This window comes from Massilia sp. 9096, assembly GCF_000745265.1.
Taxonomy (GTDB): Bacteria; Pseudomonadota; Gammaproteobacteria; order Burkholderiales; family Burkholderiaceae_D; genus Telluria.
This window is the reverse complement of sequence record NZ_JQNN01000001.1, coordinates 935,700-949,096: the sequence shown is the minus strand read 5'-3', so window position 1 is coordinate 949,096 and position 13,397 is coordinate 935,700. Positions and strand designations below refer to the sequence as shown.

The window sequence follows — 13,397 nt, the reverse complement described above, 5'->3', positions numbered from 1 at the left end:
GATGCTAGCACAGCGTGCATGCTAGAATCGGCGCGTGATGACGACGCTTTTGCTCATGCTACGTTCGATGTTGCTGTGGCTGACGCTGCTGGCCTTGCCGGGCCTGGCCGCGGCCACCGCGCAGCCGTGCGCGCCGCACGGCCACGTGCCCGCGCCGCTTGCCGCATCGGCCGGCGCACCCCTGCAGATGGGAATGCAGACGCACACGGGCGCCCTGGACACACACCGGATCGCACACGCGATCACACACCAGCCCGCGCCGCCGGCCGCCTGCCACGACGGCGCCGTCCGCAGCCATCGCCATCGCCATGGCGAACACGGCGAGCACGCGCACGGGCGCTGCAGCGCCTGCGCCGCCTGTTGCGCCGGCGTGGCGCCCGCTCCCGCCTTCGCGCCCACGCCGGGCGGCCCGGCCGCGGCCTTCGTCGCGGTGCCGTTCCGGCCCGGCCACCTGCCCAGCGTCGACCCCTTCCTGCTCGAACGCCCGCCGCGTCCCGCCTTCGCCTGACGTTCTCCGCCGCCGCCTGCCCGTGCGCAGGCCCTGCGGCGTCGACCCACGCATTCACGAGGAATGAGACCCATGCATCACCCCATGCAATCGCCGGCGCACGCCGGCCATACGCGCGCGTCGCCGCGGTCCGCAAGGCCGCCGCTGCCGCTGCCGCTGCAGCTGCCGAAGTCGCTGCCGCTCCTGGGCGCCGCCATGGCCCTGCTGGCCGGCTGCGCCACGGTGACCCCGGACCGCGGCTTCGGCGACGTCGCGCGCACCGCACAGGCCCACGTCGGCGTCGAACCGCGCCTGGCGCGCGATCCCGCCACCCGGCAGGAACTGCAGGCCGCCGTGCGCCAGCTGCTGGCGCAGCCGCTCGACATGGACGGCGCGGTGCGCGTCGCCCTGGTCGCCAACCCGGGCCTGCAAGCCACCTATTGGGAAGCCGGCATCGCCCAGGCCGACCTGGTGCAGGCGACGCGCCTGGCCAATCCCGAATTCAACCTGCAGCGCCTGGGCAGCGGCGGCAACGTGCAGCTGCAGCGCACCTTCGGCTTCGACCTGCTCGACATCCTGACCAAGCCGCTGCAGGCGCGCCTGGCCGGACGCCGCTTCGAGCAGACCAAACTGGACATCGCCGCGCGCATCGAGCGCCAGGCGCTGGACACGCGCCGCGCCTGGGTCGAGGCGGTCGCCGCCGGCCAGGCGCTCGAGTATGCGCGCACCGTCGAGCAGGCCGCCGCCGCCGGCGCCGACCTGGCCGGGCGCCGCGTCCGGGCCGGCAACGTCAGCCGGCTCGATCTGATGCGCGAACAGTTGTACGCGGCGCAAGCCCACGCCGACCTCGCGCGCGCGACACGCGACGCCACGCGCACGCGCGAGGCGCTGACGCGCCAGCTCGGGCTGCAGGGCGCCGACCCCGGCTACGACCTCGCCTACACGCTGCCGGCTCACCTGCCCGAGCTGCCGGCGGCGGCCGCGACCCTGGCTGACGCGCAGGGCCTGGCGCTGGCGCGGCGCCTGGACGTGCAGACCGCCAAGGCCGCCGCCGCGGCCACCGCGTCCGACCTGGGCTTGAGCCGGACCACGCGCTTCATCAACGTGCTCGACCTCGGGCCGATGAACCAGCCGGCGACCCGGGCGAGCACGCTGCACGGCTACAACCTGACCGTCAGCCTGCCGCTGTTCGACTGGGGCGGCGCACGCGTGGCCAGGGCCGAGGCGACCTACATGGCGGCGCTGCAGCACGTGGCCGACACCGCGCTCACGGCCGCCAGCGAGGCGCGCGACGGCTACGACGGCTATCGCAGCGCCTACGAGCTGGCGCGCCACTACCGCGACACCATCATCCCGCTGCGCCGCCGCATCGCCAAGGAAGTCCTGCTGCGCTACAACGCGATGCAGATCGGTCCCGAAGACCTGCTGTCCGATGCGCGCGACCAGGCCGACGCGGTCGACGCCTACATCGACGCGCTCAAGGAATTCTGGCTAGCCCGGACCACGCTCGAAGGCGCGCTCGGCATGCGTGCGGCCGACTGGCCGGCCGGCGCCGCGCCCGTGCCGGATCCGGCGCCGGCTCCGGCTCCGGTATCGGCGCCGGCGTCCGAGCCCGCAATGCAGCACATGCACGACATGCACGACATGAAAGACATGCCCGACATGGCCGCGCCCGCACACAAGGAACACATCCAATGACCTCCCGTAGAAACTTCCTGGCCGGCGGCGGCCTCGCCCTGAGCGGCGCCGCGCTGGTGACCAAGGCCGGCGCCGCCGCCGTCCCCGAGGCGCCGCAACAGGGCTCGAGCGCCACCGCAGGCCCGCTGGCCCCGCCCAACGGCCGTCCCTACAACCCCGTCGTCACGCTCAACGGCTGGACCCTGCCCTGGCGCATGAAGGACGGCGTCAAGGAGTTCCACCTGGTGGCGGAACCCGTGGTGCGCGAGATCGCACCCGGCATGAAGGCCAACCTGTGGGGTTACAACGGCCAGAGTCCGGGCCCGACCATCGAAGTGGTCGAGGGCGACCGCGTGCGCATCTTCGTCACCAACAAGCTGCCGGAAAACACCAGCATCCACTGGCACGGCCAGATCCTGCCGAACGGGATGGACGGCGTGGCCGGCCTGACCCAGCCCGGCATCGCGCCCGGCAAGACCTACGTCTACGAGTTCACCGCGCGCTACGCCGGCACCTTCATGTACCACCCGCACGGCGACGAGATGACGCAGATGGCGATGGGCATGATGGGCTTCTGGGTCACGCACCCGAAGGACCCGCGCCAGCACGCGGTCGACCGCGACTTCGTGTTCCTGCTCAACGCCTACGACATCGACCCCGGCAACTACACGCCCAACGTCAACACGATGCTCGACTTTAACCTGTGGACCATCAACAGCCGCGCCTTTCCCGGCATCGACCCGATGGTAGTGAGAAAAGACGACCGCGTGCGCATCCGCCTGGGCAACCTGACGATGACCAACCACCCGTTCCACATCCACGGCCACCGCTTCGAGGTCGCCGGCACCGACGGCGGCTGGATTCCCCGGGCCGCGCGCTGGCCTGAAGTCACGGTCGACATCGGCGTGGGCCAGATGCGGGCGATCGAGTTCGTGGCCGACAATCCGGGCGACTGGGCCTTCCACTGCCACAAGACGCACCACACCATGAACGCCATGGGCCACCAGGTGCGCACCATGATCGGCGTCGACCAGAAGGGCCTGGCGCAGAAGATCAACGACCTGGTGCCCGGCTACATGGCGATGGGCGACAAGGGCGGCTCGATGGGCAGCATGCGCATGGCGCTGCCGGAGAACACGCTGCCGATGATGGACGGACGCGGCCCGTTCGGCCCGATCGAGATGGGCGGCATGTTCACCATGATCAAGGTGCGCGAAGGCCTGGCGCGCGGCGACTACCGCGACCCGGGCTGGTACCGTCATCCCGAGGGCACGGTGGCGCGCGAGTGGACCGCGGCCGCGCCGGACACGGTGCGCGCACCAGGCCAGGCGGGGGCGTCCGAGGCCGGCGCGCCGGCGGCCACGGTGCGGCGCGGCGGCCACGGGGAGCACGGCGGCCACTAGAATGGATGAGCGGGAGGGGCGGAATAGGTTTATCATCTGTGATCCGCGCTCTTGCCCCTGGCCGTCAATTTTGAACACGAACCCCGCTCCACGCCCCTTCGCCGAAGCCAGCGCCTTCCACGCCGAGTTCAACCGCACCGACTGGGGCGCGACGCCGCTCGGCCCGCCCGCGGCCTGGCCGGCCGCGCTGCGCGCCAACGTCGGCATGATGCTCGACGCGCGGGTGGCGATGGGGATGGTGTGGGGGCCGCAGCGCTGCCTGATCTACAACGCAGGCTACACCGCGCTGCTGGGCGAAAAGGATCCCTGGGCGCAGGGCCGGCCGATCGCCGAGGTCTGGGCCGAGATCTGGCCGCAGATCGAGCCGCTGGTCGAAGGCGCCTACGCCGGCGGCTCGCCCGAGGTGCATGACGTCCCCTTGAACATCCGCCGCAACGGCGTGCTAGAACAGGGCTGGTTCACGATCTTCTGCTCGCCCCTGCGCGACGACGCCGGACAGGTGCGCGGCATGACCAGCACCGTGATCGAGAGCACCGCCCGCATGCGCGCGGAAATCGAGGTGCACGAGCTGAACCGCACGCTCGACCAGCGCGTGATCGCGCGCACCGCCGAGCTCGAACGCAGCCAGGCGCACCTGCAGTCGCTGATCCGCCAGACCGCCGCCGGCTTCGTCGAGGCCGACCTCGAACTGCGCATCCTGAGCGCCAACGACACCTTCTGCCGCATCGTCGGGCGCGCGCGCGAGGACGTGATCGGCCAGCGCGTCGACCTGCTGACGCACCCGGACGATCGCGCCGCCAACCGCGTGGCGCTGGGCGGGCTGCGCCGCAGCGGCCAGCCGTTCGAAATCGAGAACCGCCTGCTGCGCCCGGACGGGGCGGCGGTATGGGTCAACAAGATCGTCTCGCCGATCTTCGAAGCGGGCCAGCAGGAGCTCTCCAGCGTGATTGCCGTGGTGGTCGACGTAAGCGCCCGGCGCGAAGCCGAGGCGCGCTCGCGCGACAACGCCGAGCGCCTGCAGCTGGCCGCCGAAGCCGCCAACCTCGGCATCTGGAGCTGGGACGCCCAGCGCGACCGGGCCGCCTGGGAAAACGAGCGCATGTTCGACATCATGGGGGTCGCGCGCGGCGAGGAGCCGCTCAGCTCCGAGCGCTTCATGGCCGAACTGGCGCACCCGGACGACGTCGAACCGTACCGGCGCGCGCTGACCGCCGCCATCGACGACGACCGCGCCTTCCATTTCGAGGGCCGCTACCGCCACCGCGCCAGCGGCGAATGGCGCTGGCTCGAATTCACCGGCCGCCTGCACCGCACCCCGGACGGCCGGCCGCACCGCGTGATCGGCACCGCGGCCGACATCAGCGCGCGCAAGCGCCTGATCGACCAGCTGCGCGACGCCCAGGCGCGCCTGGAAGCCACGCTCAGCGCGGGCGAGATCGGCACCTGGATGTTCGACCTGGCCCGCTACAAGCTGCACGCCGACGCCAACATGGCGCACCTGCACGGCCTGTCGGCGGCCGAGGTGGCCGACGCCTCGCCGCTCGCCTACCTGGCCAGGATCCACACGGACGACCTGCCGGCCATCAAGGCCGGCATGGCGCGCGCGCGCGCGTCCCGCGAGCTGTACGACTGCATCTACCGGGTGCGCGGCATGGACGGCTGCGAGCGCGTCGTGCACGCGCGCGGCAAGGTCGAGTTCGAGGATGGCCAGCCGGTGCGCCTGCCCGGCGTGGTGATCGACATCACGCGCCAGCGCGCGATGGAAGCGCAGCTGCGCGAGCGCGAGCAGCGCTACCGCACCCTGATATCGTCGATCGACGAAGGTTTTTGCGTCATCGAACTGATCTACGACGCGCAAGGCAACCCGGTCGACCACCGCTTTCTGGAGACGAACCAGGCCTATTCGCGACACACGGGCCTGCCGGACGTCGTCGGCAAGACTGCGCGCCAGGTCGCGCCCGACATCGAGCACACCTGGCACAAGCAATACGCGCAGGTCGCCGCGAGCGGGGAGCCGATGCGCATCGTGCAGTATGCCGAACCGCTGGGACGCTGGTTCGACGTGTTCATCGCGCGCGCCGAGCCGGAGTCGACCGACAAGGTGGCAATCATCTTCCGCGACATCACCGCCCAGAAGCAGGCCGACGAAGCGCTGCGCCGCCTGGCCGACGACCTGGCGCGCGCCAACCGGCGCCAGAACGAATTCCTGGCCACGCTGGCGCACGAGCTGAGGAATCCCCTGGCGCCGATCCGCACCGGTTTGGACCTGATGCGCCTGAATCCGGGCAACGCGGCGTCGCTCGCCAAGGTGCGCGGCATGATGGAACGCCAGGTCAACCACCTGATCCACCTGGTCAACGACCTGCTCGACCTGGCGCGCATCCAGAGCGGCAAGATCGAGCTCAAGCGCGAACACGTGGTGCTGCAGGAAGTCGCCGCCAACGCGGTCGAGGCGGCGCTGCCGCAGGTGCAGGCGCGCACCCACACGCTGACGGTGGACGCACCGCCGCAGCCGATGGTGCTGGACGCCGACCCGAACCGCCTGGTGCAGGTGATCGCCAACCTCCTGACCAACGCCGCCAAGTACACGCCGGAAGGCGGCAACATCGCGCTGGCGTTGCGGGTGGAGCGGCAGGACGCGCTGATCGATGTGAGCGACAACGGCATCGGCATCCCGGCGGACGCCCTGCCGACCCTGTTCGAGATGTTCAGCCAGTCGCGCCACGGCAGAAGCTATGCCCAGGGCGGCCTGGGCATCGGCCTGAGCCTGGTGAAGAGCCTGGCCGAGCAGCACGGCGGCAGCGTGGCGGCCGCCAGCGCCGGGCCCGGCCAGGGCAGCCGCTTCACGCTGCGCCTGCCGTTGGCGCCCGACGCGCCGTCGTCCGCGCAAGCCGGCCATCCCGAACCCGGGACCGCCGTCCAGGCCGCGCCCGGCGTGCCGCCGCACGCGCGCGCGCGCCTGCGCATCCTGATCGCCGACGACAACCGCGACGCCGCCGAACTGCTGGCCCAATCGCTGCAGCTGGAGGGTCACACGGTCGACATCGTGCACGACGGCCGCGCCGCGCTGGCCGCCATGCGTGAATCGAAACCCGACCTGGCCCTGCTCGACATCGGCATGCCGGGCATGAACGGCTACGAACTGGCCGAGGCGATCCGGCGCGAGCCGGCGTTCGATGGCGTCATGCTGGCCGCCGTCACCGGCTGGGGCGCCGAGGAAGACCGCGAACGCTCGCGTCGCGCCGGCTTCGACCGCCACCTGACCAAGCCGGTCGACCTGGCCAGCATCGCCGCGCTCGCCGGCGCGATCGCGGCCGGCAAGGCTTAGCGCGCTCAGGCAGCCGCGCCGTTCGAGATCAGGCAGCGGCGGCGCGCCCGGTCACCGGATAGCCGGCGTCGTCGATCGCGGCGGCGATCCGCTCCAGGTCGGCGTGGCTGTCGATGCGCACCGTCTTGGTCGGCAGGTCGATCGCGACTCTGGCGTCGGCGTCGATCTTCTGCACGGCCTTGGTGACGCGGCCCACGCAGTGGTTGCAAGTCATGTCTTCGACGGTCAATTCGTACATCGTGGTTTCTCCTTGGGTGTCGGGCTGCGGTACAGGCAGTGGCAGCAGCCCGGTTTGCATGTCGGTGCCTGGGTCGATTGTAGCCGCCGTGCGCGCCGCCGTCGCGGCAGCCGGACGCCAGCCGCGCAGCAGCAGCGCGTTGGTGACCACGCTGACCGAGCTGAGCGCCATCGCCGCGCCGGCCAGCACCGGATTGAGCAGCCCGAAGGCGGCGACCGGAATCCCGACCAGGTTGTAGACGAAGGCCCAGCCCAGGTTCTGGCGGATCTTGCGCCAGGTGCGGCGCGAGACGTCGATGGCGTCCGCGACCAGCTGCGGATCGCCGCGCATCAGCGTCACGCCGGCCGTGTGCATCGCGACCTCGGTGCCGCCGGCCATGGCCATGCCGACCGCGGCCGCGGCCAGCGCCGGCGCGTCGTTGATGCCGTCGCCCACCATCGCCACGCGCCGTCCGGCCGCACCGAGTTCCTGCACCACGCGCGCCTTGTCGGCCGGCAGCACCTCGGCCTCATAATGGTCGATGCCGAGCTGGGCGGCAACGGCGCGCGCGCTGCCGCGGTTGTCGCCGGTCAGCATGCGCACCTCGATGCCGAGCCGGCGCAGGCGCGCCACCGCCGCCGCGGCGCCCGGCTTGACGCGGTCGCCGAAGGCCAGCAGGCCCTCGACGGCGATGGCGCCGGCGCCGTTGCGCTGGACGGCGAGCCAGGACACGGTGCGGCCGGCCTCTTCGTGGCGGTGCGCGGCGTCGAGCAGATCCGGCGCCACAGCGGCCGCGCCGATCTCGTCCAGCAGGCGGCAGTTGCCCAGCCACACCGTGTCCGCGCCCACGCGCGCGCGCATGCCGCGCCCGGGCAGCGCCCGCGCGTCCTGGCCTTCGGGCACGGCCAGATGGTTGAAACGCGCCACGTCGAGCACCGCGCGCGCCAGCGGATGGCTGCTGGCCTGCTGCAGCGCGGCCGCCAGCGTCGTCACGCGGCGCGGATCGTGGGCGTCCACGGCGGCCAGCGTGGGCCGGCCTTCGGTCAGCGTGCCGGTCTTGTCGAACACGACCACGTCGACGGCATGCGCGGTCTCGAGCGCCTCGGCGTCCTTGATCAGGATGCCGTGGCGCGCGGCGGCGCCGGTGCCGACCATGATCGCGGCCGGCGTCGCCAGGCCGAGCGCGCACGGGCAGGCGATCACCTGCAGCGCCACGGCGTTGAGCAAGGCTCCTTTCCAGTCGCCGGTGGCCAGGCCCCAGGCCAGCAGCGTGACCAGGGACAGCGCCAGCACGGCCGGCACGAACACCGCGCTGACGCGGTCGACCAGACGCTGGATCGGCGCCTTGGCCGCCTGCGCGTCCTCGACCATGCGGATGATCCGCGCCAGCATGGTGGCGGCGCCGACCGCGGTCGCCTCGACCAGCAACAGGCCTTCGCCGTTGACCGCGCCGCCGCTGAGCGGGTCACCGGCCTGGCGCGCGACCGGCAGGCTCTCGCCGGTCAGCATCGACTCGTCGACGTGGCTGCGGCCTTCGAGCACGCGGCCGTCGAGCGGCACGCGCTCGCCCGGGCGCACCACCATCAGGTCGCCGACGCGCAGCAGGCCGAGCGCCACTTCCTGGTCGCGCCCATCGACCCGCACCAGCGCCGTGGCCGGGCGCAGCGCTTCGAGCGCACGGATCGCATGCAGGGTCTGGCGCTTGGCGCGCCCTTCCAGCCATTTGCCGAGCAGGACCAGGGTGATGACCAGCGCCGACGATTCGAAATACAGATGCGCCTCCCCCGCCGCCAGCTGCCAGCACGACAGCGCGTACGCGGCCGAGGTGCCCAGCGCCACCAGCAGGTCCATGTTGCCGCTGCCCGCGCGCAGCGCCTTCCAGCCGGCGCGGTAGAAGCGCGCGCCCAGCCAGAATTGCACCGGGGTGGCCAGCAGCAGCTGCAGCCAGCCCGGCAGCATCGCGCGCAGCCCGAAGGCGGCGGCCAGCATCGGCGCCAGCAGCGGCAGCGACAGCAGCGCCGCCGCGGACACCGGCCACCAGCTCGGCAATCCCTTCGCCTCGGCCGCGGCCGGGGGTTCGATCGACGGGTCGGACGCCGGCGCGCGCAGGCGCGCCGCGTAGCCGGCGCGGCCGATCGCCGCCAGCACGCTCTCGGGCGCAACGGCGGCGCCGGCGACGCTGGCGCGCTCGGTCGCCAGGTTGACCGTGGCGTTTTCCACGCCGGGCACGCTGTTGAGGGCTTTTTCGACGCGCGCCACGCAGGACGCGCAAGTCATGCCTTCGATGTCGAATTCCATCCAGATTCTCCTGTCTACCTTGACAGGATAATCCTTCCCACGATGGTAAGGTCAAGCGCTTTTCGCGTCCGCCGCCGAGGCTGGCGGCGGCAGCGGCGCCAGCGGGGCCAGCGGGGCCAGCGGCCGGATCTCGTAGCGCATGTCGGCGCGGTCGCCCGGCGCGGGCACGCTCGCCAGCACGCTGTCGATGCCCAGGCGGCGCCCGCCCCTGGCCGCGGCGTCGAACTGCAGCGGGCGCACGGCGTCGCGCCGCAGCACCAGCACGATCTCGTAGGACAGGGCCGGCGCCGCGAACAGGGCGAGCAGCGTGCGCAAGGCGCGCGCGCAGGCGCCGCCGGGCAGGAAACGCTCGAACTGGCGCCGGTCGAGTGGACCGATGCGCACACGTACGCGCAGGTCGGGCCGCCAGCTGCGCGCGCCCAGCAGGGCCGACTGGCCGAGCAGGCCCGACGCGCGATCGACGCCGCCAGCACGGCCGAGCCGGGTCTGCTCGGCCGCGCCCAGGGCGTCCCAGTGCCCGACCGCCTCCAGCACCGCCACCCCGACCCCGAAGTGATCGGCCAGCACCCGCCCCAGCACGGCCGCCGAGGCCGGGCGCTGGCGCAGCACGCCGGCATAGCGCGCCAGCGCTTCGGGTGGGACCCCGGCGTCATAGGCGGCCGCGCCGGCGTCGGCACGCGGCAAGGCGGCCAAGGCCAGCAGCAGCGGCAGGTAGGCGTCGTGGGCGCCTTCGATCGCATGCTCGACGCGGTACTTGCGCCAGGCGCCATAGAACAACGCCAGCATGCGCGTCGAAAACATGTCCAGGAAAGCGCGCGGCGCCCCTGCCAGCCCGGTGTCGGCCTGGTGCGCCTGCCAGGCCTGGATCCGCTCGGTGTAGTGGCTCGGAAGCGCGCCGTGCGCACCCAGCAGACTCATGAAGCCAGGCGTCAGATGGAACTGCGGCAGCGTGCCGGCGTAGCGCGGCAGCGCCGTCAGCGCCTCGACCTGGCTGGCCGGAAAAGCCAGCGACAGGCTGTTCGGAAAGCGCAGGTGGCGCTCGAGCGCCTGGCCCGGAGCGACGCCCTGCTCCTCCAGCCACAGCAGCAGCAGGCGCACCGCCTGGAAGAACTCGAAGCGCTGCGGCTCGGCCAGCAGGCGCGCGATCGGCGCGGCGGCGGCCATCAACGGCTCGCGCGCGGCGCGCAGGCGAGCAGCACCTGGCCGGTCTGGCGCGACACGACCTGCAGCTGGGTGAAACAGTTGAGCTGCCCGCCCAGCGCGAAATAACGGTCCAGCACCTGGGCGAACACGGTCAGACCGCTGCCGGCGAAGGCGTCCTCGTCGACCGTCAGGCGGATGCCGATGCCGGGCATCAGCGTCGCCACCGGCGCGGTCTTGAGCCAGGTGCGCACCGCGCCGTGCTCGAGCCCGACGATGCCGCCGATCTGGCGCTGCGCCACCGGCGAGCGCGCCAGGTCGTACAGCGACAGCATTTTCTGGAAGTCGGCCAGTCCCGCCATCGTCAAGGCCGAGTGGTTCAGCGCCAGGTGCGCGATCAGGCGCCAATGGGTGCCGCGCGCGCCGTCGAAGCGGCGCGTCGGCGTGGGTTTGCGCAGCATGCGGATCGGCGCGCTGCCGGCCAGCTCGTCGGCGCGCAGGTCGCCTTGCGCCCTGCCGTAGGGCAGCCGGGTCGGCAAGTCGCGGTTGGTGCAGGTCAACTCGGTCGACAGCGTGGCGCCGGCGGCGTCGGTGGTGCGGAAGTCGGCGTCGAGCAGCGCGATGCGCATCTCGTGGCCCGGGCTGAGCGCGGCGGTGGCGTGGTCGCGGCGCGTGATCCAGTAGTGGCGCGCCGCGGGGGCGCTGTCCTGCGCGCCGGCGGCGGCGTGCGCCTCGGCGGCGGCGTACAGCGGCGTGAACGGGGTCACGCCGCGCGCGCCCTCGCGCACCAGGCGCACCGCGTCGACGCTGTGGATTTCGTAGGCGCCGGCGTGCGCGCTGTCGGCCAGCAGCGGGTAGTCGGCGCTCGTGTGACTCAGCTGCAGCGGCGCGCCGGCTTTCGGGAACAGGTTGATCACCGGCGTGCAGCCGGGCAGCAGGCTGCCCGCGTCCAGGCCGCGCAGCAGGTGCGCGGCGTCGCTGTCCGGATCGACCCCGGCCAGGGCCAGGTGCAGCGTGAAGCGCGAGCAGCGCGGCGGCAGCAGCGCGCGCAGCTCGGCGCAATCGAGGTCGATGAAATTGAACTTCTCGGGATAGCAGAAATATTCGGTCAGCAGGCGCAGCGCCGGGTGCGAGCGCGCCGGGAACGGGATCATCGCATCGGCTTCCGCAAAGCCGCCGATGCGCAGCGGCGCGTGGCGCAGCGGCAGCCAGGCGGCATCATCCCCTACCTGCAGCCAGGCCCCCGCGCCGCGCAGGAACAGGCTGTCGATCAAGGCTGCGCGCAGCGACGCTTCGCCGTCGGCGAACAGGCGCAGCACGGTCGGCAGCGCCTCGCGCAGGTCGGCCCGGCCGCCCGGGCTATCGATGGTGATCGCGATGCCGGCCGTGACGCCGCGCCCCGGACGCCGCCCGTGCTGGTGGATGGCGCCGAGCGCGAGCACCGGCGCGAACGCTACCCCGGCCACGCGCAGCGGCGCCAGCAGCACGTCGTACACGGTGCGGAACTGGCACAGCGCGTCACCGCCGGCGCCGCTCCTGAGCATTGTCCCGCGCGGCAGCGTCGAGGTGATCTCCGGCACCTCGCCCGGGGTGCGATAGCCGACCTGCACGATGCTGTGCGAAGGCAGCGGGCGCAGGTAGTGCGGGTACAGGCTTTCCAGTAGCGATTCGGTGAACTTGGGGTAGTCGTCGTCGAGGCGCTTCTTAATGCGCGCGCTCATCAGGGCGACCGACTGGATCAGGCGCGCGACGCCGGGGTCGTCGTAGCTTTCGCCGGCCAGGTGCAGCTCGCCGGCCGGCTTGGGATACCGGGCCCGGAATTCCCTTGCGAACTGCCCGAACAGCCCCAGCTCTTCTTCGTAATAGCGCAACAGCTCGTCCATGCGGCCTCCGGTGCTTGCCTGGGATCAAACCTATGCTCCCATTCCGGACCCGCACGCATCTTGCGCATGGTCAACTCATCCGGGCCGACCCTCAGTGCGCCAGGGTGCGCAGGTCGGCCACCACCTCGTCGCCGAAACCGGCGCCGAGCAGGTGGTCGACCAGCTGCTCGGCGCATTGGTCGGGGTCGATCAGGGCGCCGCTTTCCTTCAGCTCGACGAAGCGCTGGCGCAGCGGGAAGTTGGTTTCCGGGGTGGCGCGGATCTCGGCCTGCATGCCGGTGTCGATCACGCCCGGCGCCAGGCTGCAGATGCGCACCCCGCGCGCGTCGGCGCCGCTGTCGAGCGCCACCGCGCGCGCATGCTGGTCGAGCGCCGCCTTGGTCGCGCAATACACGCTCCAGCCGGGATAGGCGTTGCGCCCGGCCCCGCTGGAGATGTGCAGGATGCGCAGGTGGGCGCCACGCGAGGCGCGCACCACGGCCGCCGACAGCGCCAGCGGCGCCGCCACGTTGAGCGCCACCGCGCGCATCACTGCCAGCGGATCCTGCTCGTCGAGCGGGCCGACCGGGCTGACCATGCCGGCGTTATTGAGCAGCAGGACCGCGCCGCTGCCGTCGATGTAGTCGGCCAGCGCGCCGCCGCCCATCCAGTCGGCCAGCGCGGCGCCGTCGGCCAAGTCCAGTTCGACTTCCCCGAACAGCTCCGGATAGGCGGCCGCCAGCGCGGGCGCGCGCGTGCGCGCGAGGCCGAGCACCGGCACGCCGCGCGCCAGCAGGTTGTTCGCCAGTGCGGCGCCAAGGCCCTTGGTATGGCCGGTCACAATCGCTTTCATCGTCATCTCCGTTCGATACTGCGCATGGTAATCCATCCGCACGCGTCCTGACCCGCTTTTCGATTCCAAGCTCGTGCTACAGATCGGTGGACCGTGGCACAATGTGGCAGGCAGAACGATCGGATTTAACGA

The 13,397-nt window shown here is 72.1% G+C and carries 8 protein-coding genes; 4 read left to right on the top strand and 4 right to left on the bottom strand.

Annotation, left to right across the window (positions count from 1 at the left end):
- Positions 1-55 precede the first annotated feature (55 nt).
- The 4 genes from FA90_RS04155 (at position 56) to FA90_RS24770 (ending at position 6,895) form a co-directional block, all read left to right on the top strand.
- A complete protein-coding gene (locus FA90_RS04155) occupies positions 56-508 on the top strand; it encodes a hypothetical protein (protein WP_156116575.1) in 453 nt (150 codons plus the stop codon).
- Between the two features lie 72 nt (positions 509-580).
- On the top strand, positions 581-2,185 hold the full coding sequence (locus FA90_RS04150) for a TolC family protein (protein ID WP_239700529.1): 1,605 nt from the start codon (positions 581-583) through the stop codon (positions 2,183-2,185).
- The gene (locus FA90_RS04145; protein WP_036166240.1) at positions 2,182-3,567 is read left to right on the top strand and encodes a multicopper oxidase family protein; all 1,386 of its coding nucleotides are present in this window, start codon (positions 2,182-2,184) and stop codon (positions 3,565-3,567) included. The genes FA90_RS04150 and FA90_RS04145 overlap by 4 nt, the downstream gene beginning before the upstream one ends.
- A 70-nt stretch (positions 3,568-3,637) precedes the next feature.
- Complete coding sequence (locus FA90_RS24770; RefSeq protein WP_051971407.1) at positions 3,638-6,895, top strand: PAS domain S-box protein; 3,258 nt, start codon at positions 3,638-3,640, stop codon at positions 6,893-6,895.
- Between the two features lie 28 nt (positions 6,896-6,923).
- On the opposite strand, the gene FA90_RS04135 is transcribed toward FA90_RS24770, so the two are convergent.
- The 4 genes from FA90_RS04135 to FA90_RS04120 form a co-directional block, all read right to left on the bottom strand.
- On the bottom strand, positions 6,924-9,410 hold the full coding sequence (locus tag FA90_RS04135; RefSeq protein WP_036166238.1) for a heavy metal translocating P-type ATPase: 2,487 nt from the start codon (positions 9,408-9,410) through the stop codon (positions 6,924-6,926).
- Positions 9,411-9,461: 51 nt separating this feature from the next.
- Positions 9,462-10,574, bottom strand: a complete 1,113-nt coding sequence (gene tssG, locus FA90_RS04130) for a type VI secretion system baseplate subunit TssG (protein WP_051971406.1) — start codon at positions 10,572-10,574, stop codon at positions 9,462-9,464.
- Entirely contained in the window at positions 10,574-12,433 is a 1,860-nt protein-coding gene (gene tssF, locus FA90_RS04125; RefSeq protein WP_036166236.1) for a type VI secretion system baseplate subunit TssF, read from the bottom strand. The genes tssG and tssF overlap by 1 nt, the downstream gene beginning before the upstream one ends.
- A 91-nt stretch (positions 12,434-12,524) precedes the next feature.
- Positions 12,525-13,265, bottom strand: a complete 741-nt coding sequence (locus FA90_RS04120) for an SDR family oxidoreductase (RefSeq protein WP_156116574.1) — start codon at positions 13,263-13,265, stop codon at positions 12,525-12,527.
- Between the last annotated feature and the right edge of the window lie 132 nt (positions 13,266-13,397).